This is a genomic window from Gryllotalpicola protaetiae (genome assembly GCF_003627055.1).
GTDB classification, from domain to species: domain Bacteria; phylum Actinomycetota; class Actinomycetes; order Actinomycetales; family Microbacteriaceae; genus Gryllotalpicola; species Gryllotalpicola protaetiae.
Genome location: NZ_CP032624.1, coordinates 3,106,815 through 3,131,709, shown reverse-complemented (window position 1 = coordinate 3,131,709; position 24,895 = coordinate 3,106,815). Strand labels below are relative to the sequence as shown.

The following is a 24,895-nucleotide window of genomic DNA, read 5'->3' as shown; positions in this document are numbered from 1 at the left end:
CCAGACCGCCACGGCCCCCGTTGGAGGGGTCAGAGCGGCTTGATGACGACGAGCAGATCGCCTGCGTCGACCTGCTGGGGCGATGGAACGGCGAGTCGTTCGACGACGCCGCTCGCGGCCGCGGTGATCGCGGCTTCCATCTTCATCGCCTCGATGGAGGCGACGGCTTGGCCGGCGGCGACGGCTTCCCCTTCGGCGACGCGCAGGGTGACCACGCCGGAGAACGGCGCGGCGACGTGGCCGGCGTTGTCCGGGTTCGCCTTCTCGAGGGCTTTGGCGGCGACTTCGACGTGCCGGTCGCGGACGAACACGGGCCGCAGGGACCCGTTGAGCTTTGCGAGCACGGTGCGCATGCCGCGGGCATCCGCCTCGCCGATCGCCTCGAGGCCCACATAGAGCACGATGCCGGGTGCGACGTCGACGCGGTGCTCGGTGCCGGCCTGGAGCCCGTACAGGTAGTCGGCGGTGTCGACGACGGAGAGGTCGCCGAACAGCTCGCGGGTCTCTTCGAACTTCCGCGTCGGCGCGGGGAACAGCAGCCGGTTGAGGGTGACCTGGCGCGCCCGGCCGGACTCTGAGAGGGCGGCGGCGTCGCCCTCGGAGATCGGGGTGACGCCCACGTTCACGCTCCGGCCGGCGAGGACCTTGGAGCGGAAGGGCTCCGGCCATCCGCCGGGCAGGTCGCCGAGCTCGCCGGCCATGAAGGAGACGACGGAGTCGGGGATGTCGTAGTTCTGCGGGTTCTGCTCGAAGTCGTCCGGGTCGGCGTGCGCGGCGGCCAGCTGCAGGGCGAGGTCGCCGACGACCTTCGACGACGGGGTGACCTTCGGGATGCGGCCGAGGATGCGGTTCGCGGCGGCGTACATGTCCTCGATGAGCTCGAAGTCGCCTCCGAGGCCGAGCGAGATCGCCTGCTGGCGCAGATTGGAGAGCTGCCCGCCGGGGATCTCGTGCCGGTACACGCGCCCGGTCGGGGCCGGCAGTCCGGACTCGAACGGCGCGTACAGGCCGCGCACCGCCGCCCAGTACGGCTCCAAAGCGGCGACGTTCTCGAAGTCGAGCTCGGTCTCCCGCTCCGTGTTGGCGAGCGCGGCGACGAGCGCTGAAGCGGACGGCTGGCTGGTGGTGCCGGACATGGGGGCGGATGCCACGTCCACGACGTCCGCGCCGGCACGGGCTGCGGCGAGCAAGGTGGCGAGCTGGCCGCCGGCGGTGTCGTGGGTGTGCACGTGCACGGGCAGCTCGAACTCGGCCCGCAGCGCGGCGACGAGCTTCTCGGCGGCCGCCGGGCGCAGCAGGCCTGCCATGTCTTTGATGGCGAGCATATGGATGCCGGTGCCGACGAGTCTCTCGGCGAGCCCCAGGTAGTAGTCGAGGGTGTAGAAGTCCTCGCGCGGCGAGTTCAGGTCACCGGTGTAGCAGAGCACGCCTTCCGCGATCGCGGTGTTCTGCGCGAGGACGGCCTCGATGGCGGGCCGCATCTGCTCGACGTCGTTGAGCGCGTCGAAGATGCGGAAGACGTCGACTCCTGTTCCGACCGACTCGGCGATGAAGGCATCCGTCACCTGCGCCGGGTACGGGGTGTAGCCGACCGTGTTGCGGCCCCGCAGCAGCATCTGGATCGCGACGTTCGGCAGCGCGGTGCGCAGCGCCGCCAACCGCTCCCAGGGGTCCTCGCCCAGGAACCTGAGCGCGACGTCGTAGGTGGCGCCGCCCCACGCCTCCACCGAGAACAGCCCGGGGGTCAGCCGGGCGACGTACGGCGCGACCGCGAGCAGGTCCTTGGTGCGCACCCGGGTGGCCAGCAGGCTCTGGTGGGCGTCGCGGAACGTCGTGTCGGTCACCGCGAGAGCCGTCTGCGCGCGCACCGCCTTCGCGAACGCGGCAGGCCCCAGCTCCAGCAGCCGCTGCCGGGTGCCCTCCGGCGCCTCGCGCCCGAGGTCGAGGCTGTGCCCGCCGAGATCGCGCAGCTTCACGGACGGGTCGGCCACCCCTGCCGGCCGGTCGCCGTGCGGCTTGTTCACCGTGACGTCCGCCAGCCAGTTGAGGATCTTCGTGCCTCGGTCCTGCGACGGGCGCGCCCGCACGAGATCGGGCCGGCCTGCGATGAAATCCGTCGCGATCTCCCCCGCCACGAACTCGGGCTCCTCCAGCAGGGCCTGCAGGAAGGGGATGTTCGTCGAGACCCCGCGGATGCGGAACTCGGCCAGCGCCCGCCGGGCGCGGCTCACCGCCGCCTCGAAAGTGCGACCGCGACAGGTGAGCTTCACCAGCATCGAGTCGAAGTGCGGGCTCACCTCGGACCCTGTGCCCATCGACCCGCCATCCAGGCGGATCCCGCCGCCGCCCGGCGACCGGTACGTCGTGATCGTGCCCGTGTCGGGCCGGAACCCGGCGGCCGGGTCCTCCGTCGTGATGCGCGTCTGCAGGGCGAAGCCGTTCACCCGCACGCTGTCCTGCGACAAGCCGATCTGCGCCAGCGTCTCCCCCGCAGCGATGCGCATCTGGGTCTGGACGATGTCCACATCAGTGACCTCCTCGGTCACCGTGTGCTCGACCTGCACGCGCGGGTTCATCTCGATGAACACGTGCTCGTTCCGCCGCTCGCCGGCCGCCTCGACCAGGAACTCGACAGTGCCGGCGTTCACGTAGCCGATCGACTTCGCGAACGCCACCGCGTCGCGCAGCAGCGCCTGCCGCACCCCCTCATCCAGCCGAGGGGCCGGCGCGATCTCGACCACCTTCTGATGACGGCGCTGCACCGAGCAGTCCCGCTCGAACAGGTGGATCGTCTGCCCTGACGCGTCCGCGATGATCTGCACCTCGATGTGCCGCGGCTTCAGCACCGCCTGCTCCAAGAACATCGTCGGATCGCCGAAGGCGCTGTCCGCCTCCCTCATCGCCTCCGCAAGCGCCGGCCGCAGCTCCGCCTTCGTGTCCACCCGGCGCATGCCGCGGCCGCCGCCGCCCGCAACCGCCTTCGCGAAGATCGGGAAGCCGATGGCGTCCGCCCCCGCCAGCAGCTCATCGATGTCCCGCGACGGCGGAGTGGAGCGCAGCACGGGCACGCCCGCCGCGATCGCGTGCTCTTTCGCGGTCACCTTGTTCCCCGCCATCTCGAGCACACCCGCAGGCGGCCCGATGAACACGATCCCCGCGTCGCGCGCGGCCTCCGCCAGCTCGGGGTTCTCCGACAGGAATCCGTACCCGGGGTAGATCGCGTCAGCACCGGATTGCTTCGCCACCCGGATGATCTCCGCGACGTCCAGATACGCGCGGACCGGATGCCCCTCCTCGCCGATCTGATACGCCTCATCGGCCTTCATACGATGCAGCGAATTGCGATCCTCATACGCGAACACCGCCACCGTCCTGGCACCGAGTTCATACGCCGCGCGGAAGGCGCGAATCGCGATCTCGCCACGATTGGCGACCAGGATTTTCCGGAACACGCGGGGCTCCTCCGCACGCAGGGAACGGTTAGGTTCCTCAAGACTACTGACGGTAGGTTTCTAGGCGTGCACGTACTCAGCGTCAGTTCCCTCAAGGGCGGTGTCGGCAAGACCACGGTGACCCTGGGCCTCGCGTCGGCGGCGTTCGCGAAGGGTCTGCGCACCCTGGTGATCGACCTCGACCCGCAGTCCGACGTCTCCACCGGCATGGACATCTCGGTGGCGGGCCACCTCAATGTCGCCGATGTCCTCGCAAGCCCGAAGGAGAAGATCGTCCGGGCGGCGATCGCCCCCAGCGGCTGGACGCGTGGGCGCCCCGGCAAGGTCGACGTCATGATCGGCTCGCCCAGCGCCATCAACTTCGACGGACCGCACCCGTCCGTGAAGGATCTCTGGAAGCTCGAAGACGCGCTGGTGCACCTCGAGCACGAATACGACCTGACGCTGATCGACTGCGCCCCCAGCCTCAACGCGCTCACCCGCACCGCCTGGGCCGCGTCCGACCGCGTCGCCGTCGTCACCGAGCCCGGCCTGTTCTCGGTCGCCGCGGCCGATCGCGCGCTGCGCGCCGTTGAAGAGATCCGTCGCGGCCTCGCGCCCCGCCTGCAGCCGCTCGGCATCATCGTGAACCGCGCCCGTGTGCAGTCGCTCGAGCACCAGTTCCGCATCAAGGAGCTGCGCGACATGTTCGGCCCGCTGGTGCTCTCACCCCAGCTGCCCGAGCGCACTTCGCTGCAGCAGGCTCAGGGCGCGGCGAAGCCGCTGCACGTGTGGCCCGGCGAATCCGCGCAGGAGATGGCTCACAACTTCGACCTGCTGCTCGAGCGAGTGATGCGCACGGCCCGCCTCGGCGAGTACGCCCAGGAGGGCGCGGAGGCGCCGCAGCGCGGCGTCGGCCGCCCGGACATCGCCGAGGCGTAGGCCACCTACGATCGGCGAGCGGCTGTATCGAGCTACGAAACCTGCTTGCGCGATGCGCGGCGAGCAGCCAGCTCATCGGCAGGGTCTGCGGTCTCGGCCGGGTCGATCTCGACGAGGCTTGCCTCGACCTCGCGCAGCACGCGGCCGACGGCGATGCCGAACACTCCCTGGCCCTGGCTGACCAGGTCGATGACCTCGTCGTTCGAGGTGCACAGGTAGACGGAGGCGCCGTCGCTCATGAGGGTCGTCTCGGCGAGATCGGTGACACCCGACTCGCGCAGCTGGTTGACCGCCACGCGGATCTGCTGCAGCGAGATGCCGGTGTCGAGCAGCCGCTTGACGAGTTTGAGGACGAGGATGTCGCGGAAGCCGTACAGTCTCTGCGACCCCGAGCCGGATGCCCCGCGAACGGTCGGCTCGACGAGCTCGGTGCGCGCCCAGTAGTCGAGCTGGCGGTAGCTGATGCCGGCGGCCTTAGCCGCGACGGCGCCCTTGTAACCCACCTCGTCGGCCATGTCAGGCAGGCCGTCGGTGAAGAGGTACTGCAGGTCGAGGCGGCCTTCGGGGCCCGCGGCTTCGCTCACGTGCGTACCTTTCCTTGGGGTTTCGGCGCCGGTGCGATGAATCGGGCCTGAGGCCGTGATGGCTTCGTCTACACGGTACTCAGGGCCGGCAGGGCGGGCAATCACATCGGGCAGTGGCGCCCCGGCGTGTCGTGACTTTCATCCTCAAGTTGAGGTTGAGACCGCGTAGCGCTCGCCGCGGTCAGGGCGCAAGGCGGTCGAGGCCCGACTGCAGCAGCGTACGGCGCACCGTGTCGAGCTGCCTGGCGATCTCCTGCGCCGTGTCCGCTGTCTTCGCCCGACCCGAGGCGTCGCGCCGGTGCGCGAGCGGTGCGACCGCGCTCTCGATCAGCCCCAGCTCGCGCTCGACCGCGGCGCGCACGGTGCGCAGATGGCGCGGTTCGATGCCGCGGCCGGCGAGTGCGACGAGGGCGGCGAGCATCTGCAGCGCGTCTTCGCCGAAGAGATCGGATGCCTGGATGAACGACGCGCTCACGGCCTCTGCCAGCAGCTGCGGTGTCGCGCCGGCTTCGCGCAGCAGCTCGTCGCGAGTGAACCTGCGCCCCGTCGACAGCATGTTCGGCCGCGACGGCCGGGCCGAACCGCCAGGCAGCAGCGGCCGCAGGCCGGCGTCGAGGTCGGCGAGGTAGTCGCGGATCACCTTGAGCGGCAGATAGTGGTCGCGCTGCATGGACAGCACGAGCTTGAGCCGCTCGAGGTCCCCCGCGGAGAACTTGCGGTAGCCGGATGGCGTGCGGGCAGGCGACACCAGCCCCTGCTCCTCGAGGAAGCGCAGCTTCGACGGCGTGAGCTCAGGGTGCTCCGGCGTGAGCTTCGCGAGCACCTGCCCGATGCTCAGAAGTACCGGCCCGGCGTCTTTCGCCTGGGCCGCAGAGCGCGCCACTACTTCTTGCCCAGGTCGGCCCGCGACGCATAGAACGTGAAGCGGTACTTTCCGATCTGCACCTCTGCGCCGTCGACGAGCAGCGCCGACTCGATGCGCACCCCGTCGTAATAGGTGCCGTTGAGCGACCCCAGGTCGCGCACTTCGAAGATGGCGCCGTGCCGGGTGAACTCCGCGTGACGGCGCGAGACGGTGACGTCGTCGAGGAAGATGTCAGCGTCGGGGTGGCGCCCTGCGACCGTCGTGTCGGCGTCGAGAAGGAAGCGCGCGCCCGTGTTCGGGCCGCGGCGGACGATGAGCAGAGCCGAACCGGACGGCAGCGCGTTGATGGCCTCGAGCTCGTCAGCGGTCACACCCGTGCCGTCGACGTTCATCGCCTGGGCGAACTCGTCGCCGAAGCGCGCCGTCGTCGCCTCGTTGGCTTTAGCGGGTTCGCGCAGGGGGTTCTCGTCGGCCACCATCGTCCTCCTTCGTCTCTTCAGCGTATCGGAAAGGTCACGGCGGGGAACCGGGCAAACGCGTGCTTACGATGACTCTCGTGCCCCCTCTTCACGTGGATTTCTGGATTCTGATCGGCGTCTGCGCCCTCACCTGGGTGCTTTCGCTGATCACCCGCGAGCACTCATGGGTCGACCGCATCTGGTCGATCGTGCCCGTCGCGTATGTGTGGGTGTTCGCTGCGAGCACGGGTCTCGGCGACGGTCGGCTGGTGCTCATGGCGGCGCTCGTGACCCTGTGGGGCATCCGCCTCACCTTCAATTTCGCGCGCAAGGGCGGCTACGCGCGCGGCGGCGAGGACTACCGCTGGGCGTATCTGCGGGCACGGATGCCGCGGCCGCTGTTCGAGGTCTTCAACCTGCTCTTCATCGTGTGCTACCAGAACGTGCTGCTGCTGCTCATCTCGCTTCCGGCATACACCGCGTGGAGGCATCCGTCTGCTCTCAACGCCCTTGACTGGGTGCTGGCCGCCGCCTTCCTCGCGGCTCTCGTCGGCGAGACCGTCGCCGATCAGCAGCAGTGGAGCTTCCAGCAGTGGAAGAAGGCGGAGCGCGCGGCGGGCCGCGACCCGCGCCCGCGCTTCCTGCAGACGGGCCTGTTCGGTGTCTCCCGGCACCCCAATTTCTTCTTCGAGCAGTCGCAGTGGTGGCTGATCTTCTTCTTCGGCTGCGTCGCCGCCGGGTCGCTGTGGCAGTGGACGGTGATCGGGCCCGCGCTGCTCACCGTGCTGTTCATCGGCTCGACGCGCATGACCGAGCAGATCTCCCGAGAGCGCTACCCGGAGTACGCCGACTACCAGGCGCGCGTGTCAGCCCTCGTGCCCTGGTTTGCCCGGCCTCGGAAAGACCTCGCGCAGCTGGGCTGAGCCGAGGTACGCGCCGATGCCGATGAGGATGAGGCTGAACACGATCTGCTCGGAGATCATCCACGCCGGGTACAGATGCGGGATCGCGGCGAGCACGAGCGTGACGATCGGGAAGATGCGCGTGAAGAGCAGGAGCCGCTGATACGCCCAGTACCAGCCGAGCGACGCGCGCCACGTGAAATAGAACAGCGTGGCGGTGATGCCGAGGACGACCACCGTTCGCATCCAGACGGGCATGCTGACGGATGCGCCGCCAAGCGCCAGCCCGACGGCGATCGCCACCGCGCCGAGCCCCAGCAGCAGCTCCACGGCGAGCAGCCAGGCGACACGCGCGAACGCACGGCGAGTGCGCGGGTGCGCGACCGCTTCGGGCGCGGCCGTGACCCCTGCGTGCCTGCCGCCCGCCACCCGATCGAGGAACCGGAAGGTCGGCTCGAGTCGGGCGAGAAGGGCATCCATGGCTGCGTCGACCCTAGCCTCCGCACCTTGGTGGACTTCCGGGGTTACCGTGAAGGCATGTCGTGCATCCGGTTCAACACCCCTGCCCAGCGCGAGCAGATGCGGCGGCTGGCGCCCTCGCAGCTCACGGCGGAAGAGATCGCCGAGCTGCACCCCGCTCCCCCGGTGACCGAGAGCAAGATCCGCCGCCTGCGACTGCTGGCCGCGAACCCGAACCCGAAGATCCGCGAAGCTGTGGCCTCGAGCTACCATGCCCCCGTCGACCTCTTCGAGAAGCTCGCGAGCGACCCCGACGACGGGGTGCGCGCCTGCGTGGCGCGCAACGAGGCGACGCCGTGCGACGTGCTGCGATCGCTCGTCGATGACCCGAACGAGCAGGTGCGCGGATTCCTCGCGATCAACTACTACGTGCCAGACGACGCAATGGAGCGGCTACGGGAGGACTCGAGCGGCACCGTGCGGTCGCTGGTGCGGTGGAAGACGGAGCTGGCGGCCGAGAACGCCGCCGAACTGGAGAACGCGTAACCGCTGCGGCGATCGGCTTCGGCTCGTCACTCCCCACGTTTGACCCGAAGGCGGCACCCGAGTTGGGGGTCCGTGAGGAACTGAGGGTTATTTCAATCTAGCTATATTGCATATATGCCTCACGTATATGTGCCTCGGCGTACTCAAAAGTCGCTCGTTGCCGCTGCCGTGCTCGCCTTCAGCATCGGGCTCGCCGGATGCACGGCCGACAGCCGCGACGCCGACACGGGCAACCAGGAGAGCGGGGCGTCGAAGGCCGCACAGTCGCCGACGCCGACGCCGACGCCGACGCCGATCAGCCTTGACGGCACGTGGAAGCAGACGAACTCGAATGCGAGCGACGCGTGGCAGGCCGCCACGATCAGCGGGAACACCATCGAGATCGACTGGATCACCGACAACGGCGCCACGAACTCGCTCTACTGGGCGGGCTCGGTCACCCAGCCGACCACCGGCGGCGACACCTTCACCTGGACCTCGAACAACGACACCTCGAGGACCGAGAACGCGCTGTTGGCGTCGTCCGACCCCACGAAGGACTTCACCTACGACCACGGAGTGATCAGCTACTCGGTGAGCGCGCTCGGCACGACCACCACGGTGAAGATCGCCCGAGACAAGTAGAGCTCAGGCCTTTCAGACGCTCCGACGCGAACACCACCCTGACCGCCGCGCACACATCAGCGACGGCTGTTCTCACCATTGCATCATTTGGAGGAAAATCCCTTGTACACGAAGCTTGCGGCCGCCGCAGTCCTTTCGAGCGCACTCATGCTCGGCCTCACGGCATGCGGTACGTCGGGCGCGCCGTCTGGCGGTCCCGCCCCGGCGACATCGGATGCCGCTACGACGCCGGCCCCGACCAAGACCGCCGCCTCGCAGAATGCCAAGTTCGGCGAGACATACAAGTGGTCGGACGGTCTGGCCGTCACGATCAGCGCCCCGCAGCCTTTCACGCCGAGCCAGTACGCGGCCGGAGTGACAGCGGGCCAGCAGAACCTGATCTTCACCATCACGATCAACAACGGGACGACGCAGAACGTCGACGCCGGACTATCGCAGATGACCCTCACCTCAGGTGGCACAGCGGCGTCGAGCATCACCGAAATCGGCGGTCCGCAGGGCGATGTGACCGGTCTGGGGCCGCAGACACCGGTGCTTCCGGGTCAGTCCGTGTCGTGGAAGGCAGCGTTCTCGGTCGCCAATCCCGCCGACCTCACCAGCCAGTTCAGCATCACCGACTTCAATCACAAGCCCGCCATCTTCACCAGCTGAGCCCGGGGCTGCGGGAACGCGGCACGTCGCGCACGCTCTCGTGCCCGCCAGGTCATCGGAGTGTCAGCGTGCGTCCGACAGGCCGTCGATGCGTGCCCGCAGCGCGGGCCACGACGCCTCGAGACCGGGGTGCAGCGGTAGCTCGTCGACCTCGGAAAGCGGCACCCAGCGCAGCTCGATGCTCTCGGCGTCGCCGATCACGGGTGTGAACGGCTGCTCGACGTGGCCGACGACGGTCGTATAGCTCCACCAACCGAGGTCCCAGACGGATTCGAAGTCGACGACCACCTTGGCGACAGGCACGCCCGCCTCTTCGTGAGCCTCGCGCACAGCGCCCTGCGCGGCGCTCTCGTCCTCGTGGCGCGCGCCGCCGGGAATCCCCCAGGTGCCGCCGAAGTGGCTGAAACCTGCCCGGTGCTGCAGAAGCACCCCGACCTCGCGGTTGACGAGCAGAAGGCCGGCTGCGCCGAAGGTGCCCCAGAACCTGCGCCCGTCGGGGCCCTCTACCCAGCCGTCGCCGCTGCCGAGCGGGCGCCGCGGCAGCGGGTCGCTCGCGTCGGCGTGGGCCGAGAGGGGCAGCTGGGGGTCGTCGCTCACCCTCCTACTCTCTCACTGCCCCGCCGAGGCGCGGCGAGCCGCATGTCACACGGCGTCGTCAGCAGGGAGCTCGGCCGGGTACGGCTCGCTGAAGTCGGCCGAGCGGCTCACCTGCTCCCACGCCTCGGCCTCGGCGAGCTGTGCCCTCGAGTACGCGATCGACATCTCGACGGCATTCACGCCGACGAGCAGGTGACTCGGCGCGTTCTGCCGAGCAGCAGCACGCACGATGATCTCGGCCGCCCGCTTCGGGTCGCCTGCCGGGCGTGAGCCCGTCTGCCGCATGCGCGAGTTCATCGCCCCGACGGTCTGCTCGTAGTCGGCGGGAATGTCGTTCACCGTCATCGACGAGCCCGCCCAGTCGGTCGCGAAGCCGCTCGGCTCGACGACCATCGTGCGGATGCCGAACGGAGCCGTCTCGACGGCGAGCACCCGGGTGAAGCCGTCGACGGCGAACTTCGCCGCCTGATAGCTCGCGATGCCCGGCGAACCCCCGACACGGCCGCCGACGGACGAGAACTGCACGACCAGTCCCCCGCCCTGCGCGCGCAGCTGCGAGATCGCGGCACGACTGACGTTGTACACACCCCAGAAGTTCGTCTCGAACTGGGCGCGGAAGTCCGCCTCGTCGCCCGTCTCGATGGGCGCGACGTTCGCGTACCCGGCGTTGTTGACGAGCACGTCGATGCGGCCGAAGCGGCGGGCGGTCTCCGCGATCGCGGCGCGTGCGGCCGCGGAATCCGTCACGTCGAGCGCTATGGGTAGCACCCGGTCGCCGTAGCGCTCGACGAGCTCCGCGAGCTGCTCAGGCCGGCGCGCGGTGGCGGCGACGGAATGGCCTGCCTCGAGCGCGGCCTCGGCGAGAGCGCGACCGAAGCCGCGGGACGAGCCGGTGATGAACCAGATCTGAGGTTGTGAAGTCATGCGATTAGTACAACACCGTTTCATTAATAATGCAACTTGGTTGTGTTACGGTGGACTCGTGGTCACGACCGAGTTCCAGCGCGCCCGCAGCGCAGACGCGAAGCAGCAGCGCGAGCAGGCGATCCTCGACGCGGCGACCGCGCTCGGCTCCCGGTCAGGCATCCGCTCGGTCACCCTGACCGACATCGCGGCCGAGGTCGGCATGCACAAGTCGGCGCTGCTGCGCTACTTCGAGACGCGTGAGCAGATCTTCCTCAAGCTCACCGCGGCGGGCTGGCGCGATTGGGGTGGCGAGCTGGTGCCCGCGCTGCGCGGCCTGGCGGATGCCTCCCCCGCGGCGATCGCGCGCGTGATCGCCGACTCGCTCGTCGCCCGCCCGATGTTCTGCGACCTGCTCGCCCAGGCGCCGCTCAACCTCGAGCGGAACGTCTCGCTCGAGTCGGTGCGTGAGTTCAAGCTCGTGACGCTCGACGAGGTCGACGCGATCGGCGCCGAGCTCACCCGGCTGCTCCGTCTCGGCGAGCAGCAGCGCGTCGACGTGATCGCAACGGCGACGAGCCTGGCCGGTGCGCTGTGGCAGATGGCGACCCCCGGGCCCGAGATCGAGGCGCTCTACCGCAGCGACCCGGGGCTCGGGCACGCGATCGTCGAGGTCGGGCCGCGCCTCACCCGGGTGCTCACGACCCTGCTCGAGGGAATGGCCGGCTGAGCTACTGCGACGTCCAGCCGCCGTCTACCGGCAGCACGGCGCCGGTGACGAGTCCAGCCGCCGGCGAGGCGAGATAGAGCACAGCACCCGCGACGTCGGCCGTCGTGCCGAAGCGGGCCGCGGGGATGCGGGCGAGGATGTCGGCCGCGATCTCGGGATCGTCCAGCCGCTCGGCGGTCCCGGGCGTGCGGATGTAGGTCGGCGCGACCGCGTTCACCGTCACCCCCCTGTCGGCCCATTCGAGCGCGAGCACCTTCGTCAGCAGGTTCACTCCGCCCTTGCTCGCCGAGTAGACGGCATGCCGCCGGATGCCGACGAGCCCGCCCTGCGACGACAGGTTGACCACGCGCCCGTATTCCGCTGCGAGCATATGGCGCACGACCGCCTGCGTGACGAAGAACAGGCCCTTGAGGTTGACGTCCATCATGGCGTCCCAATCGGCCTCGCTCACGTCCACGGCGTCGTGGTTGAAGCCGAGACCGGCGTTGTTCACGAGGATCGCGAGCGGCCCGTTCGCCGCGGCATCCGCATCGATCGCGGCGCGCGTGCCTGCGACGTCCGTCACATCCAGGACGAACGGGGTGACGGATGCCTGCCGCGAACGCGCCTCCGCGGCCAGCTCGTCCGCGTCTTCCGCCCGTCGGACCCCGGCGAGCACCTGCGCTCCTGCGAGCGCGAGCGACAGCGCGAGGTCGCGTCCGATACCCCGGGACGCGCCGGTGACCAGCGCGCGCCGGCCTGCGATGGAGAACTCGGGCTGCTCGAACGTCGTCGTCACGTCGGCAATACTTTCACTCGATGGCCAAGAAGACCCCAGCCGCCCCGACCACGGCCGCGACCGCGGCGCTGGATCGCGCAGGCATCAGCTTCGCCGTGCACGGCTACGAGCACGACGCGAAGGTGACCGGCTACGGCGCAGAGGCGGCGCAGAAACTCAGCATCGAGGCTGCGCGCGTGTTCAAGACCCTGATGGTCGCGACGGATGCCCCCGGTGGGTTCGGCATCGGCATCGTTCCCGTCGACGCGATGCTCGATCTCAAGGCGCTCGCTGCGGCGCTCGGGGGCAAGAAGGCGGAGCTGGCCGACCCCAAGACGGCTGAGCGGAAGAGCGGCTACGTCGTCGGCGGCATCTCCCCCATCGGCCAGCGCACGCCGCTTCCGACCGTGCTCGACGCGTCGGCGCAGGCGTTCGAGACGATCCTCGTCTCTGGCGGCCGGCGCGGCTTCGACCTCGAGCTCGCACCGGCCGATCTACTCGCGGTCACGGGCGGGAAGCTCGCAGGCATCCGGCGCACATGATCGTTTCGAGACGCGCGGCCTCACCGCGCTCTTCACCGATCGGAAACGCCCGTCAGCTTGATCAGCTCGCGCAGGCAGTAGTGCAGCAGCGGCTCGGGGAAATCGGGCGAGAGCCGGTTGTAGACGACTCGGCCGTGCTTGCGGGTCGTCACGAGCCCGGCGGCGCGCAGCAGGCGCAGCGCGTAGCCGGCTGCGTCCTCGCTGACGTCGAGGGCGAGGGCGAGGTCGCCGACGCACAGCTCGTCCGTCTCGTCGAGCGCGAAGACGATGCGCAGCCGCAGCGGGTCCGCCATGACCGACAGCAGACCGGCGAGCCGTGCGGTCTCGTCGGCGGTCGGCACCGCGTCGCGCGCGTGGGCGACGGACGCCGCGTCGATCGGGTGCTCGTGCGCGGACTTCCCGCTGGGCAGAGCCGTCATTGCGGGGCCAGGAACGCTTCGGGCTTGAGCCCGAACGCCGTACGGCAGCCGGTCGAGCAGAAGTAGTACGTCTCGCCCTCGTGCTCGACGCTTCCCACGGCCGTCTCGGGGCTCACGGTCATGCCGCAGACGGGGTCGCGGTGGGTGCCGCTCGGGTCGTGGCTCATGGTCATGCGGGGTGTCCTCTCATCGAATTGCCGCGCGCAGCGGTCTGAGCAGAAGTAGAAGGCCTCGCCGTCGCGCACGCGGCGTGCGGGGGCGTTCGCGATCTCGACCTGCATGCCGCACATCGGGTCCTTGGCGTACTTCCCCGTGCTGCGCGCCGTGCGGTACAGCCAGTACATGACGGCGAACAGCACGAGGGCGGCGAGGTTCAGCCAGGTCGTGTGGTCCCAGCTCGGGCCGTGCCCCGTCATCGTGTGAATGGGCGCCGGCTCGGGAATCCGCACCAGCTTGAACAGGTATTCGACCGCGAGACCCGCGGCGCTCATCGTCGCCCAGAACACGACGAGGATGCGCAACGTGACGCGCGTGCCGAAATAGCGACGGTAGATCACGAGCAGCGGCAACGCGATCAGGTCGGCGAAGACGAAGGCGACCACGCCGCCGAAGCTCGCTCCCCCATGCCACAGCGTGGCCGCCAGCGGCACATTGCCGACCGAGCAGACGAAGCTGATGATCGCAAGGAAGGGGCCGACGATGACGTTCTCGAGGCTCGACCAGAAGCCATGGCCGGTGGCGAACAGCGACTGCCACACCGCGTCGGGGACCAGCACGGTGATGAAGCCGGCGACGACGAAGCCGATGACGAGCTCCTTCCGGATCATCGTCAAGTCGCTGATCATGTAGCCGGCCGCGTCTGCCCAGCCTTCGCGGCTGCGCAGCCGACGCCGCAGCGGAACCTCGTCGTGCGCTGCGTCGCCGTGGTCATGGTGGTGCTCATGGCCGCCGCCGCCCGCGCTCGCGCTCTCGAAGCGATCGAGGTGCACGCGCGCCTCGTCGGCCATGCGGCCCCCCAGCACGCGCGGCCCGACGAGACCGAGCAGGGCGATCATGATCGCGCCACCGACGAGCTCGGCGAGCGCGAACTGCCAGCCGAGCAGCAGCCACAGCACGAGGCCGAGCTCGATCACGAGGTTCGTGCTCGCGATCATGAACACGAGCGAGGTGGTGAAGTCCGCCCCACGGCGGAACAGCGTCTTCGCCAGCGCGCTCGCCGCATACGAGCACGACGACGACACCATGCCCCAGACCGTCGCCTTCGCGAGCGTCGCCGGGCGGTGGTCGCCGAGGGCGCGCTGCATGCGGGCGCGCGAGACGAAGGCCTGGATCGCGCCGGAGAGCGCGAACCCCAGGAAGAGAGCCCAGAGCGTCTCCCAGAACATGGAGAACGCGTCGAAGAGCCCGTCGCCCAGCATCCGTATCAGCGTCATCGGGTCCATGATAGATGGAAATCCGTACGGATATACAGATATTCCCGACGCGCCGACACGGATGCCGGCGGACGACTGCTACCCCGCGATCGGCGCGCCCAGCTCCGCGGTCTCCTGCTCGGCGTGCGCGGCCGTCTCATCGGCGATCTGCAGGATGCCCTGGCCGTCGATGGCGGTGTTGACGGCCCAGTAGTAGATGATCAGGCTGAAGGCGGCCGTGACAGCCATGTCCCACCCGAACGGCAGCCAATCGGGGCCGGCGATGGTGCCGTTCAAGTCCTGGTTCCAGTCGGAGAGGAACACGATGAGCCCGAGGCCGATCAGATACGGGAACAGCCACTGCGCCGAGCGCCAGTTGAAGTGCACCGGTGTCGGGTTGAGCTTCAGCACGCGCGTCACCACGATGATCGCAAGGCCGATGAGGATGCAGATGCCGAGCTTGTAGTCGGTGATCCATCCGGTCCACAGGATGATCCAGTTCGCGACGATGAACGCGATCGGCGAGAGGATCGCGCCGCCCAGCAGCCGGAACGGGCGGTCCGCCTGCGGGATGCGCTTGCGGAAGGCACCGAAGGCGAGCGGCGCTCCGGCGTACATGAGCACCGAGGCGCTCGTGATCAGGCTCACGAGAGACTGCCAGCTCGGGAACGGCAGGAAGCAGATGCAGCCGAAGATCCACGCGATGACGAGGCCGAACCACGGGACGCCGCGGCGGGTCGTCGATTCGAACAGCTTCGGGAAGTAGCCGTTCTTCGACAGGCCGTAGGAGACGCGGCTGGTGGCCGTGAAGTAGATCAGACCGGTGCCACCGGGCGAGATGACGGCGTCGACGTAGAGCACGACGGCGAGCCAGCCGACGCCGACCGCGGTGGCGAGCAGTGCGAACGGGCCGGAGGCGTACTGCGCCGCCGTCTTCGCCCAGGTTCCGAGCAGGTGGTCTCCGGGGATCGAGGCGATGAAGACGACCTGCAGGGCCAGGTAGATGACGAGGCCGATGAGCACGGAGCCGATGACCGCACGCGGGATGTCGCGCTTGGGGTTCGAGGATTCACCGGCGAGCTGGTCGGCCTGCTCGAAGCCGAGCAGCGCGAACACGATGCCCGCGGTCGGCAGCGCGCTGAGCACGCCCTTGAGACCGGTGGGCGCGAAGCTCTCACCCGCTCCGAAGTTGCTGCCGTGGAAGTTCACGATCGCCAGCACGAAGATCGCGAGCACGGGCACGCCGATCTTCCACCAGGTCGCGGCGCTGTTGGTGTTCGCGAGCGCGCGGATCGAGAAGAAGTTGATGCCGGTGAACACCGCCATGATGATGACGGCTGCGACGATGCCGCTCGGCGTCAGGATCTCTGTCGTCGGATTCTGGAAGTGGGCGCCGAAGCCCCAGTGCTCCGTGCGGGCCAGCGACTGCCAGTAGCCGAGCATCGCCATGACCTCGATCGGGGCGACCGTGACGGCCTGCAGCCACGAGAACCACCCGAAGGCGCCGCCCGCGATGCCGCCGAAGGCGAGGTGCGGGAAGCGCGCCGTGCCGCCGGCGATCGGGTACATGCCGCCGAGCTCCGCGTGCACGAGCGCGAGGATCAGGATCGCGACGGCGCCGATCACCCACGACCAGATGACGGCGGGGCCCGCCGCGGCGAGGCCCTTCTGGGCGCCGTACAGCCAGCCGGAGCCGATGATCGAGCCGGCCGAGGCCCACATCAGGCCGATGAATCCGATCTGCCGCTTGAGACCGGTGTCCGGCAGCGTGCCGCTTCGCGTTTGAGTTGTGGTCATGAATGGCTCTCCTCGCGCGGGGACGTCGGTGTCCCCCTGTCTGGGTTACGGCGCAACCATTCCAGATCCTTTACTCACGGTCAATTCACGGCGCGCGACCTTGGCGAATTCATAAGAGGGTGTTACAAGCGCGAAAGAAGGCGTCTACAGCACGTCAATCCACGTCGCTCGAGCGCTGCCAGATGTTGACGCCCATCTCGACCGCGTGCCGGTCGATCTCGGCGAGCTCGTCCGCCGTGAAGTCGAGCTTCGCGAGCGCCGCCAGGTTGTCTTCGAGCTGGCCGACGCTCGACGCCCCGACGAGCGCCGAGGTGACCCGGGCGTCGCGCAGCACCCAGGCGATCGCGAGCTGGGCGAGGGTCTGGCCACGGGCTTCCGCGATGGCGTTCAGGGCGCGCACGCGCCCGAGCACCTCGTCGGTGAGGAACCCGTCGCGCCAGGACGGCGCCTTGGTCGCGCGCGAGCCCTCGGGCACGCCGTTCAGGTACTTGCTCGTGAGCAGCCCCTGCGCGAGCGGGCTGAACGCGATCAGGCCGAGGCCGAGCTCGCCGACCGTGTCGAGCAGGCTCTCACCATCGCCAACGCGACCCTCGACCCAGCGGTTGAACATCGAGTAGCTCGGCTGGTGGATGACGATCGGCGTGCCGAGCTCGCGCAGGATCGCGACCGCCTCGCGGGTGCGCGCCGGCGAGTAGCTCGAGATCCCGGCATACAGCGCCTTGCCACTGCGCACCGCCTGGTCGAGCGCGCCCATCGTCTCTTCGAGCGGGGTGTCGGGGTCTGCGCGGTGCGAGTAGAAGATATCGACGTAGTCGAGGCCCATGCGGCGCAGCGACGCGTCGAGGCTCGCGAGCAGGTACTTGCGGCTGCCCCACTCGCCGTACGGACCCTCGTGCATCTTGTAGCCGGCCTTGGTCGAGACGATCAGCTCGTCGCGGTACGGCCGGAGGTCCTCGGCCATGATGCGGCCGAAGTTGGTCTCTGCGCTGCCCGCGGGCGGCCCGTAGTTGTTGGCGAGGTCGAAGTGCGTCACGCCCAGGTCGAAAGCGCGGCGCAGGATCGCGCGCTGGGTGTCGATCGGCGCGGTGTCGCCGAAGTTCTGCCACAGCCCGAGCGAGACGGCCGGCAGCTGCAGGCCGCTTCTTCCGGTGCGGCGGTAGGGAATCGACTGGTAGCGGTCTTCAGCGGCGAGGTACGGCACGGCTTCAGCCTTGCACGCCGGCGTCGCGCGGCAGCCCCAGCGCGCGGGCGAGGTGCGTGTAGCCGGCCGGCACGTCGTCGCCGGATGCCTGCACCAGCTGCACGGCGACATGATCGGCGCCCGCCCGCAGATGCTCGCCCAGTCGCGCGGCGATCGCGGCGTCGCCGCCGTAGACCACGAGGTCGTCGATCAGCCGGTCGCTGCCCGGGCTCTCGACGTCCTCCGCGCTGTAGCCGAGTCGCTTCAGGTTGTTCACGTAGTTGCGCAAGCCCAGGTACGGTCGGTCGACGCTCGGCCGCCCCAGCTCGCGAGCGTCTTCCGCGCTTTCGCGCAGCACGACGCGCTGCTCGGTGGCGAGCAGCTTGCCCGCACCGAGGATCGCCCGGGCGCCCTCGTTGTACGACGGCGTCACGAGGTACGGGTGCGCGCCCGCCGAGCGGTCGCGCGCGAGCTCGAGCATGCGCGGGCCGAGCGCCGCCAGCACGCGGCGTTCGACGGGGACTCCCTCGTCGTCGAGCACGTCGAGGTAGTCGACCATCGCGCCGTAGGGCTTCAGCGCCTGCTCCCCGTGCCCCTCCGGGTGCCCGACGCCGACCCCGAGCACGAACCTGCCAGGGCGCGCCGCCTCGATGCGGTGGTAGGAGTCGGCGAGCTCGCGGGCGTCGGCTGCCCAGATGCTGACGATGCCCGTCGCGACCGTGATGGTGCTCGTGTTGGCGATCGCCGCCTCGACGAGCGCCAGGTCGGCCGGCTGGCCGCCCAGCCACAGCGTGCCGAAGCCGAGCGTCTCGAGGTGGTAGGCGAGCTCCGGCGTCGGCTTGGCGCGCGCACCCACCCAGATTCCGAAGCGGCCGAGTTGCGGCGTGACCATGCTGTTCACCTCTCGCTCAGAGCCCGAAGTACGGGCGGATGCCTGCTGCGGCCTCGAGGAACACGTCGACGTCGTCCACTGTGTTGTACAGGTAGACGCTCGCCCGCACGCTCGCGGTCAACCCGAGCCGGCGGTGCAGCGGCTGCGCGCAGTGGTGCCCGACGCGCACCGCGATGCCGCGCGAGTCGAGGTACTGGCCGGCGTCGTGCGCGTGCACGCCCGCCACGTCGAACGAGACGAGCCCGGCGCGCTCGACGCCCGCGCCGGGGCCGATGAGGCGCAGGCCCGGAATCGATGAGAGGCCGTCGTAGAGGCGAGCGGCGAGGGCGTGCTCGTGATCGAGGATCGCGGGCACCCCGGCATCCGTCAGATACCCGACAGCCGCCCCCAGCGCCACCGCCTGCGACACGGGCTGGGTGCCCGCCTCGAAGCGCTGCGGCGCAGGCAGGAATTCGGCGTGATCCATCGTGACGGTCGTGATCATCGAGCCACCGGTGCGCCCGGGCGGCAGCGCGTTCAGCAGCTCGCGCTTGCCGTACAGCACGCCGAGGCCCGTCGGCCCGAGCATCTTGTGCGCGCTGAACGCCGCGAAATCGACGCCGAGGGCCCCCAGCTCGAGCGGGCGATGCGGGGCGGACTGGCACGCGTCGAGCACGGTGAGGGCGCCGACGGATGCCGCGACCCGAACCACCTCGGCGACCGGCGCGACCATCCCCGTGACGTTCGAGACGTGCGCGAAGGCGATCAGCCGGGTCTTCTCGGTGACGACGGCGCGCAGCTCGTCGATGGTCCACAGCCCGTCCTCGTCGACGGGCACGTAGCGCAGCACCGCGCCGGTCTGCGCGGCGAGCTCCTGCCAGGGGATCAGGTTCGCGTGGTGCTCCGCCTCGGTGACGACGAGCTCGTCGCCCGGCTGCAGGGCGAAGCGCCGGGCGCCCTCTCCTCCGCGACCGCGGGAGGCGGTGCCGATGGCGAAGGCGATCGTGTTCAGGGCATCCGTCGCATTCGACTGCCACGCGATCTCATCGGCACGTGCGCCCACGAAGCGGGCGACGGCCTCGCGGGCCCCCTCGAACTCCTCCGTGGCCTCCGCCGCGAGGGTGTGCGCGCCGCGGTGCACCGCCGCATTGCGTTTCTCGAGGAACTCGAGCTCTGCGTCGAGCACGACCTGCGGGCGCTGAGCGGTCGCGGCAGAGTCCAGATAGACGAGCGGATGCCCGTTCACGGTCTGGTCGAGCAGGGGGAAGTCGGCGCGCAGATCAGCAGGCGAGGTGGTGCCGCTATGCGCTGTCGTGAGGGTTGCCACCCCTCAACGCTATGCCGCGGTGTCGTGTTCTGTCAGAGCGTTACGCTCGTCGGCACCCACCGGCTGACCGAAGCTGAACGGGAACTCGCGCCGCACGACGAAGCCGAGTCGCTCGTAGACGCGCTTCGCGTCGTAGTTGTCCCAGCGCACGTGCAGGAAGGCGCGCTCGCCGTCCGCGCGAATGCCGGACGCGACGGCGCGCACGAGCCGGGCGGCGTAGCCGCGGCCACGGTAGTCCTCGTCGGTGCACACCGCGCTGATCTCGACCCACCCCGCCGGGTGCATGCGGCGGCCGGCCATCGCGACGAGCTTCCCGTCGACGCGGACGCCGAGATAGCCGCCGAGCTCGATCGTGCGCGGCGCGAACGGACCGGGCTGAGTGCGCTCGACGAGGTCGACCATCTCCGGCACGTCGGCCGCCGTCAGGGTAACAAGGCCCGCACCGTCGTCGTCACGCGGCTCGAAGCCGGTGTCGAGCATCTGCAGGCCGGTGCCCCCGTCGCCCTCCCACCCGTCGGGCAGCTCACGGCCGGGCAGGCTGATGTGCTCGCCCGGGGCGAGCAGCGCCCCGAGCGCCGCCCAGTCGGCCGCGCTCGCGTCGTCGGGCGTCGCACCCCACACCGACACCTCCGGGTCGTAGCGCAGCGCGCGCCCCGCGCCGCGGGCATACCCGGCGTGCGCGCCGGTCAGCGAGTACCACGCCGGGTTGTCGAGCTGGGGGTGGTCTGCGGGGTTCTCTGGCACCCTCTCAGCGTAAATCCGCCCTCGGACACCGGCCCGAGCCGCACACTTTGTTACGGCGACACGGCGGCGCCGTCAGCCGAGCGGCGCGATGCGCAGCTCGCGCACGTGCTCGGCAAGCTCGCGACGCGCCTCCGCAGGCATCCCGTCGTCGGTGATCACGACCTCGGGTTCGCCGAGGTCGGCGATCGTCGTCATGCCGACCGTGCCCCATTTCGTGTGATCGGCGAGCACCGCGACGCGCCTGGCCGCACGGATGAATGCGCGATTCGTCTCCGCCTCGAGCAGGTTCGGGGTCGTGAACCCGAAGTCGGGGTCCATGCCGTGCACGCCGAGGAACAGCACGTCGAGGTGCAGCCGGCCGAGGGAGCCCGTCGCGATCGGTCCGACGAGCGCATCGGACGGCGTGCGCTCGCCGCCTGTCAGCAGCACATGCCCATGGCCGCCCGTGGCCGCGGGGAACAGCACGCTCGCGATGCGCACCGAGTTGGTGATCACCGTGCAGTCGAGGCGCTCGGCGAGGGCGGATGCCAGGTGCCAGGTCGTCGTGCCCGCAGACAACCCGATCGCCGACCCCGGGCGCACCATCGCCAGCGCCTCGCGCGCGATCGCGATCTTCTCCTGCTCCTCGCGCTGCAGCTTCGTCTCGAAGCCGGGCTCGTCGGCTCGCGTCGGACCGCCGGGGATCGACGCGCCGCCGTAGACCCTGTCGAGCACGCCGTCCGCGACGAGAAGGTCGATGTCGCGCCGCACGGTCATCTCGGACACGTCGAACATGCCGGCGAGCTCGGTCACGCGCACGCTCCCTCGCGCCCGCGCGCGGGCGACGATCGCGGTGCGGCGTGCGTCCGCCCGCGTCATCCGTTCATCTCTTCACTCATCGCTCCCATCACCGCGCATCAGCCTTTGCTTGCGCCGAGAGTGAGCCCCGCGACGAATTGGCGCTGCAGCACGAGGTAGATGACGAGGGTCGGGATGACCGTGATCGTCGCCCCCGCGGCCAGCAGGTTGTAGTTCGACAGGAACTGCCCCTGCAGGTTGTAGATCGCGGTCGTCACGGGCAGCCGGTCACCCGACTGGATGAAGATCAGCGGCCAGAAGAAGTCGTTGTAGATGAAGATGACCTCGAGCGTGCCGAGGGCGGCGAGCGCCGGCCTGGCGAGCGGCAGGATGATGTTCCAGTACTGCCGCCAGACGCTCGCGCCGTCGACGCGCGCCGCCTCGGTGAGCTCGGGCGAGATGGCCTTCATGTAGTTCGACAGCACGAAGGTGCAGAAGCCGATCTGGAAGGCCGTGTTGACCGCGATGACGCTCCAGTACGTGTTGAGCAGGCTGCCGGAGTCGCTGACCGAGTACGGCAGCGTGATGTGCTTGAACAGCTCGAACAGCGGCGCGGCGAGCACCTGCGGGGGCAGCAGGTTGCCCGCCGTGAACATGATCAGCAGCGTGATGTTGAACCGCCACCGGAACCGGCTCACCGCGAACGCCATCATCGACGCGAGCAGCAGGGTGAGCAGCACGGAGGGCACCGTGATGATCAGCGAGTTGCCGAAGTAGCGGGCGAAGCCGCCCTGGTTCCAGGCATCCGCGAAGTTCTGGAAATTGATGGGGCCATGGATGCTGAAGTAGCCGTACTTGTCTGTCGCGGCCTTGGGCCGCAGCGAGGTGTACAGCGTCCACAGCAGCGGCAGCAGCCACATCAGAGCCATCACGGTGAGGAACAGCAGCGTGCCCCAGCGCGGCCGGCGATGGGGGCGGCGCCTCGCGAGCTTCAGCGCGTCGGTGTGGCCGAGGCGCAGCACGGAGGTCTCGGTGGCGCTCATTCGTTCTCCTGAGAGCGGAAGGTGCGGACGAGGTAGAACACGATCGGCACGAGCGAGATCACGAGCAGCACCACCGCGAGCGCGGAGCCCACGCCGATCACCTGCCCCTCGCCGACGAGGTTCTGGATGACCAGGGCGGAGAGCAGCTCGAGGCCGTTGGTGCCCTTGTTGATCACGTAGACGATGTCGAAGGCGCGCAGCGACTCGATGATCGTGATCACCACGATGATGATGTTCGTCGGCTTCATGGCCGGGAACACGACGCGGAAGAAGGTCTGCGGTCCGTTCGCCCCGTCGATCGCGGCCGCCTCGCGCAGCGTCGGGTCGACGCCCTTGAGGCCGGCCAGGTACAGGATCATCACGTAGCCGGCGTGCCGCCAGGTCGCGGCGACCATCGCCGCCCAGATGTTCACGTTCGAGTCGCCGAGCCAGTCGATCGCGCTCGGCGTGCCCGAGGTGCCGAGCAGGAAGTTCAGCAGGCCGTTGTCGCGCGAGTAGAACAGCTGCCAGATGATGCCGATCAGGGCGAGCGACAACATCACCGGAGTGAAGAAGATGCTCTGGTAGATACGGCTCCCGCGAATCCGGCTGTCGAGCAGCACCGCCAGCAGCAGGCCGAGCGGCGTGCCGATCACGCCGAGGAACAGCAGCCACAGGATGTTGTGCGTGACCGCGGGCCAGAACGGCGTGTAGTCGGTGAAGATGAAGCGGAAGTTGTCGAGGCCGGCCGGCTTCATGTCGCCGAACGCGAGCCCGTTCCAGCGCACGAACGACAGGCCGATCGAGAACAGCGTCGGCAGCCACACGAGGCAGAGCTGGATGAGCGTGGGGATGCCCGCCATGACCGCCAGCGTGACGACGTCGCGCTTTGTGAGCTGGCGCAGATGGCCGCGCCGCCGGGCGGGGGTCTCAGTCCCCCGCCCGATGGTGCCGCCGCTCATTCGGACGCGTACTGGGTCTTGGCCTGCGACTCGATGTTCGACAGGTCGACCGTGCCGTCCTTGATGAAGGACTGCATGGCCGGCTCGAGCACGTTGGTCGCCATGGCCGGCAGCGCGTCGCGGTCGAAGAACTGGCTGACCGACTTCGCGTCGGCGATCACGCCCGCGAGCTTCTTGCTGAAGTCGGTGTAGCCGGAGGTGTCGGCATCCTTCGCGGTCATCAGGTTCGAGCCGTCGACCTTCCAGTAGGCGAGCTGGCCGGCGCCGGTTCCCATGAACGCGAGCAGGTCGCGCGCCGCCTGGTTCTGGCCGCCCTTCTTCGACAGCATCAGGCCGTCGATCGGCGCCTCGATCGCGTCCTGCCCCTCGACCGCGATCGACGGGAACGGGAAGAAGTCGATGTCGGCGAGCGTCGCCGGGTCGGTGAACTGCTGTGTGACGAACGAACCGAGCAGGAACATGCCGCTCTCGCCCTTGCCGAGCTTCTGCGCGGCGTCCTGCCACGTCATGCCGAGCGCGGCCGGGTCCTGGTAGGGCAGCAGCAGCTTCCACGTGTCGAAGACGTCCTGCACCTTCTTCTGGTTCCAGGACTCCTTGTGGGCGCACAGATCCATGTGGAACTGGTAGCCGTTGGTGCGCATGTCGATGTAGTCGAAGGTGCCGCACGCGGGCCATGCGTCCTTGTCGGCGAACCCGATCGGAATCAGGCCGTCGGTCTTCATCTGCTTGCAGAGCGCCTCGAAGTCGTCGAGGGTCTTCGGCACCTGGTAGCCCTTCGACTGCCACAGCGACTTCTTGTAGAAGTAGCCCCACGGGTAGTTGTAGTTCGGAACGAAGTACTTCTTGCCGTCCTCACCCGTGGAGGCCTTCGCGAGCCCCTCGGAGTAGTTGTCGCCGATCTTGTCCCAGACATCGTCGATGTCGGCCGTCAGGCCCTTCTTCGAGTAGTACTGCATGCGGTAGCCGGCGAACCACGTGAAGGCGTCGTCAGGGGCGCCCTGCAGGTAGTTCGAGATCTTGTCCTGGAACGAGTTGTGGTCGGTCGTGTTCACCTTGACGGTGTCGCCGGACTTCTTCTGGAACGCGTCGACGAATGCGGCGTAGGCGCGCTTGGGCACGTCGTCCGACGCGTTCGAGCCGAAGGTGAGCGTCTTCGAGGCGGACGTGCCGCCGCCGGACGGCGTGCCGGTGCATGCGGCGAGAACGGGTGCTGCGAACAGGCCGAGGGCGCCGATTCCTGCGCCTTTCAGCAGGGTGCGACGGTTGAACGCCGTCGCGGCGGGGTGTTGCATGATTACTCCTTTGTAAACGTGCAAATAATGTGCGAAACCCGCACATTTCCCCATCATGTCGTTCTTGGCGCGCGCGTCAAGTGGTGAAAGCGCGCGCCAAG

General features: G+C 69.1%; 26 protein-coding genes. 7 read left to right on the top strand and 19 right to left on the bottom strand.

Features of this window, described 5'->3' with window-relative positions; all coding sequences use genetic code 11:
• Positions 1-29 precede the first annotated feature (29 nt).
• Complete coding sequence (locus D7I44_RS15195) at positions 30-3,452, bottom strand: pyruvate carboxylase (protein WP_120790267.1); 3,423 nt, start codon at positions 3,450-3,452, stop codon at positions 30-32.
• 66 nt (positions 3,453-3,518) lie between these two features.
• On the opposite strand from D7I44_RS15195, the gene D7I44_RS15190 reads away from it, so the two are divergent.
• Positions 3,519-4,373, top strand: coding sequence for a ParA family protein (locus D7I44_RS15190; RefSeq protein WP_120790266.1), 855 nt, complete (start codon positions 3,519-3,521; stop codon positions 4,371-4,373).
• A gap of 32 nt (positions 4,374-4,405) precedes the next feature.
• Here D7I44_RS15190 and D7I44_RS15185 read toward each other — a convergent pair whose 3' ends face one another.
• The 3 genes from D7I44_RS15185 to D7I44_RS15175 form a co-directional block, all read right to left on the bottom strand.
• A complete protein-coding gene (locus tag D7I44_RS15185) occupies positions 4,406-4,888 on the bottom strand; it encodes a MerR family transcriptional regulator (RefSeq protein ID WP_120790995.1) in 483 nt (160 codons plus the stop codon).
• Positions 4,889-5,138: 250 nt separating this feature from the next.
• A complete protein-coding gene (ftsR, locus tag D7I44_RS15180; RefSeq protein ID WP_120790265.1) occupies positions 5,139-5,840 on the bottom strand; it encodes a transcriptional regulator FtsR in 702 nt (233 codons plus the stop codon).
• The gene (locus D7I44_RS15175) at positions 5,840-6,298 is read right to left on the bottom strand and encodes an FHA domain-containing protein (RefSeq protein WP_245979718.1); all 459 of its coding nucleotides are present in this window, start codon (positions 6,296-6,298) and stop codon (positions 5,840-5,842) included. Before D7I44_RS15175 ends, ftsR begins: the two co-directional genes overlap by 1 nt.
• 80 nt (positions 6,299-6,378) lie before the next feature.
• Here D7I44_RS15175 and D7I44_RS15170 point away from each other — a divergent pair, with 80 nt between their 5' ends.
• Positions 6,379-7,203 carry a DUF1295 domain-containing protein gene (locus D7I44_RS15170; RefSeq protein ID WP_245979715.1) on the top strand — a complete coding sequence of 275 codons (825 nt, stop codon included), beginning with the start codon at positions 6,379-6,381 and terminating at the stop codon, positions 7,201-7,203.
• On the opposite strand, the gene D7I44_RS15165 is transcribed toward D7I44_RS15170, so the two are convergent.
• A complete protein-coding gene (locus tag D7I44_RS15165; RefSeq protein WP_120790262.1) occupies positions 7,147-7,662 on the bottom strand; it encodes a hypothetical protein in 516 nt (171 codons plus the stop codon). The two genes, D7I44_RS15170 and D7I44_RS15165, sit on opposite strands and share 57 nt — an antisense overlap.
• Positions 7,663-7,719: 57 nt before the next feature.
• On the opposite strand from D7I44_RS15165, the gene D7I44_RS15160 reads away from it, so the two are divergent.
• The 3 genes from D7I44_RS15160 to D7I44_RS15150 all read left to right on the top strand — a co-directional run bounded on the left by D7I44_RS15160 (position 7,720) and on the right by D7I44_RS15150 (position 9,462).
• Entirely contained in the window at positions 7,720-8,187 is a 468-nt protein-coding gene (locus D7I44_RS15160) for a hypothetical protein (protein ID WP_120790261.1), read from the top strand.
• A gap of 114 nt (positions 8,188-8,301) precedes the next feature.
• The gene (locus D7I44_RS15155; RefSeq protein WP_162940316.1) at positions 8,302-8,811 is read left to right on the top strand and encodes a hypothetical protein; all 510 of its coding nucleotides are present in this window, start codon (positions 8,302-8,304) and stop codon (positions 8,809-8,811) included.
• A 102-nt stretch (positions 8,812-8,913) separates the two neighbouring features.
• Positions 8,914-9,462, top strand: coding sequence for a hypothetical protein (locus D7I44_RS15150; RefSeq protein WP_120790259.1), 549 nt, complete (start codon positions 8,914-8,916; stop codon positions 9,460-9,462).
• Between the two features lie 63 nt (positions 9,463-9,525).
• Here the strand turns inward: D7I44_RS15150 and D7I44_RS15145 are convergent, their stop codons facing one another.
• Complete coding sequence (locus tag D7I44_RS15145; protein ID WP_245979712.1) at positions 9,526-10,059, bottom strand: NUDIX domain-containing protein; 534 nt, start codon at positions 10,057-10,059, stop codon at positions 9,526-9,528.
• 45 nt (positions 10,060-10,104) lie between these two features.
• A complete protein-coding gene (locus D7I44_RS15140; protein ID WP_120790258.1) occupies positions 10,105-10,983 on the bottom strand; it encodes an SDR family NAD(P)-dependent oxidoreductase in 879 nt (292 codons plus the stop codon).
• Between the two features lie 58 nt (positions 10,984-11,041).
• Between D7I44_RS15140 and D7I44_RS15135 the strand changes: the two genes are divergently transcribed.
• A complete protein-coding gene (locus D7I44_RS15135; RefSeq protein WP_245979710.1) occupies positions 11,042-11,692 on the top strand; it encodes a TetR/AcrR family transcriptional regulator in 651 nt (216 codons plus the stop codon).
• Position 11,693: 1 nt separating this feature from the next.
• Here D7I44_RS15135 and D7I44_RS15130 read toward each other — a convergent pair whose 3' ends face one another.
• Entirely contained in the window at positions 11,694-12,470 is a 777-nt protein-coding gene (locus D7I44_RS15130) for an SDR family NAD(P)-dependent oxidoreductase (protein WP_120790256.1), read from the bottom strand.
• 20 nt (positions 12,471-12,490) lie between these two features.
• Here D7I44_RS15130 and ybaK point away from each other — a divergent pair, with 20 nt between their 5' ends.
• Positions 12,491-12,991 (top strand): Cys-tRNA(Pro) deacylase, encoded by a 501-nt coding sequence (gene ybaK / locus D7I44_RS15125; protein ID WP_120790255.1) that lies wholly within the window; start codon positions 12,491-12,493, stop codon positions 12,989-12,991.
• Positions 12,992-13,023: 32 nt separating this feature from the next.
• Here ybaK and D7I44_RS15120 read toward each other — a convergent pair whose 3' ends face one another.
• From D7I44_RS15120 to D7I44_RS15070, 11 genes are all read right to left on the bottom strand, one after another.
• On the bottom strand, positions 13,024-13,410 hold the full coding sequence (locus D7I44_RS15120) for an ArsR/SmtB family transcription factor (protein ID WP_120790254.1): 387 nt from the start codon (positions 13,408-13,410) through the stop codon (positions 13,024-13,026).
• Positions 13,407-14,843 carry a permease gene (locus tag D7I44_RS15115; RefSeq protein ID WP_162940315.1) on the bottom strand — a complete coding sequence of 479 codons (1,437 nt, stop codon included), beginning with the start codon at positions 14,841-14,843 and terminating at the stop codon, positions 13,407-13,409. The genes D7I44_RS15120 and D7I44_RS15115 overlap by 4 nt, the downstream gene beginning before the upstream one ends.
• 78 nt (positions 14,844-14,921) lie before the next feature.
• On the bottom strand, positions 14,922-16,619 hold the full coding sequence (locus tag D7I44_RS15110) for an APC family permease (protein ID WP_120790252.1): 1,698 nt from the start codon (positions 16,617-16,619) through the stop codon (positions 14,922-14,924).
• A 154-nt stretch (positions 16,620-16,773) separates the two neighbouring features.
• The gene (mgrA, locus tag D7I44_RS15105; protein WP_120790251.1) at positions 16,774-17,820 is read right to left on the bottom strand and encodes an L-glyceraldehyde 3-phosphate reductase; all 1,047 of its coding nucleotides are present in this window, start codon (positions 17,818-17,820) and stop codon (positions 16,774-16,776) included.
• A 4-nt stretch (positions 17,821-17,824) separates the two neighbouring features.
• Positions 17,825-18,691, bottom strand: a complete 867-nt coding sequence (locus D7I44_RS15100) for a TIGR03620 family F420-dependent LLM class oxidoreductase (RefSeq protein WP_120790250.1) — start codon at positions 18,689-18,691, stop codon at positions 17,825-17,827.
• A 16-nt stretch (positions 18,692-18,707) separates the two neighbouring features.
• Positions 18,708-19,997, bottom strand: coding sequence for a SufS family cysteine desulfurase (locus tag D7I44_RS15095; RefSeq protein ID WP_120790249.1), 1,290 nt, complete (start codon positions 19,995-19,997; stop codon positions 18,708-18,710).
• A 9-nt stretch (positions 19,998-20,006) separates the two neighbouring features.
• Positions 20,007-20,741, bottom strand: coding sequence for a GNAT family N-acetyltransferase (locus D7I44_RS15090; RefSeq protein ID WP_120790248.1), 735 nt, complete (start codon positions 20,739-20,741; stop codon positions 20,007-20,009).
• 72 nt (positions 20,742-20,813) lie between these two features.
• The gene (locus D7I44_RS15085) at positions 20,814-21,599 is read right to left on the bottom strand and encodes a DeoR/GlpR family DNA-binding transcription regulator (RefSeq protein ID WP_120790247.1); all 786 of its coding nucleotides are present in this window, start codon (positions 21,597-21,599) and stop codon (positions 20,814-20,816) included.
• A gap of 38 nt (positions 21,600-21,637) precedes the next feature.
• Entirely contained in the window at positions 21,638-22,561 is a 924-nt protein-coding gene (locus D7I44_RS15080; protein WP_120790246.1) for a carbohydrate ABC transporter permease, read from the bottom strand.
• Entirely contained in the window at positions 22,558-23,502 is a 945-nt protein-coding gene (locus D7I44_RS15075) for a carbohydrate ABC transporter permease (RefSeq protein ID WP_120790245.1), read from the bottom strand. Before D7I44_RS15075 ends, D7I44_RS15080 begins: the two co-directional genes overlap by 4 nt.
• On the bottom strand, positions 23,499-24,794 hold the full coding sequence (locus tag D7I44_RS15070) for an ABC transporter substrate-binding protein (RefSeq protein WP_120790244.1): 1,296 nt from the start codon (positions 24,792-24,794) through the stop codon (positions 23,499-23,501). Before D7I44_RS15070 ends, D7I44_RS15075 begins: the two co-directional genes overlap by 4 nt.
• Positions 24,795-24,895 lie beyond the last annotated feature (101 nt).

Excerpts from the sequence above, each read along its gene's own strand:
- D7I44_RS15160 (WP_120790261.1), top strand. The coding sequence starts at position 7,720 with ATGTCGTGCATCCGGTTCAACACCCCTGCCCAGCGCGAGCAGATGCGG.
- D7I44_RS15115 (WP_162940315.1), bottom strand. The coding sequence starts at position 14,843 with ATGACGCTGATACGGATGCTGGGCGACGGGCTCTTCGACGCGTTCTCC.
- D7I44_RS15185 (WP_120790995.1), bottom strand. The coding sequence starts at position 4,888 with ATGGCCGACGAGGTGGGTTACAAGGGCGCCGTCGCGGCTAAGGCCGCC.
- D7I44_RS15075 (WP_120790245.1), bottom strand. The coding sequence starts at position 23,502 with ATGAGCGGCGGCACCATCGGGCGGGGGACTGAGACCCCCGCCCGGCGG.
- D7I44_RS15080 (WP_120790246.1), bottom strand. The coding sequence starts at position 22,561 with ATGAGCGCCACCGAGACCTCCGTGCTGCGCCTCGGCCACACCGACGCG.
- D7I44_RS15140 (WP_120790258.1), bottom strand. The coding sequence starts at position 10,983 with ATGACTTCACAACCTCAGATCTGGTTCATCACCGGCTCGTCCCGCGGC.
- D7I44_RS15070 (WP_120790244.1), bottom strand. The coding sequence starts at position 24,794 with ATGCAACACCCCGCCGCGACGGCGTTCAACCGTCGCACCCTGCTGAAA.
- D7I44_RS15085 (WP_120790247.1), bottom strand. The coding sequence starts at position 21,599 with ATGACGCGGGCGGACGCACGCCGCACCGCGATCGTCGCCCGCGCGCGG.
- ybaK (WP_120790255.1), top strand. The coding sequence starts at position 12,491 with ATGGCCAAGAAGACCCCAGCCGCCCCGACCACGGCCGCGACCGCGGCG.
- D7I44_RS15120 (WP_120790254.1), bottom strand. The coding sequence starts at position 13,410 with ATGACGGCTCTGCCCAGCGGGAAGTCCGCGCACGAGCACCCGATCGAC.
- D7I44_RS15100 (WP_120790250.1), bottom strand. The coding sequence starts at position 18,691 with ATGGTCACGCCGCAACTCGGCCGCTTCGGAATCTGGGTGGGTGCGCGC.
- D7I44_RS15165 (WP_120790262.1), bottom strand. The coding sequence starts at position 7,662 with ATGGATGCCCTTCTCGCCCGACTCGAGCCGACCTTCCGGTTCCTCGAT.
- D7I44_RS15110 (WP_120790252.1), bottom strand. The coding sequence starts at position 16,619 with ATGACCACAACTCAAACGCGAAGCGGCACGCTGCCGGACACCGGTCTC.
- D7I44_RS15155 (WP_162940316.1), top strand. The coding sequence starts at position 8,302 with ATGCCTCACGTATATGTGCCTCGGCGTACTCAAAAGTCGCTCGTTGCC.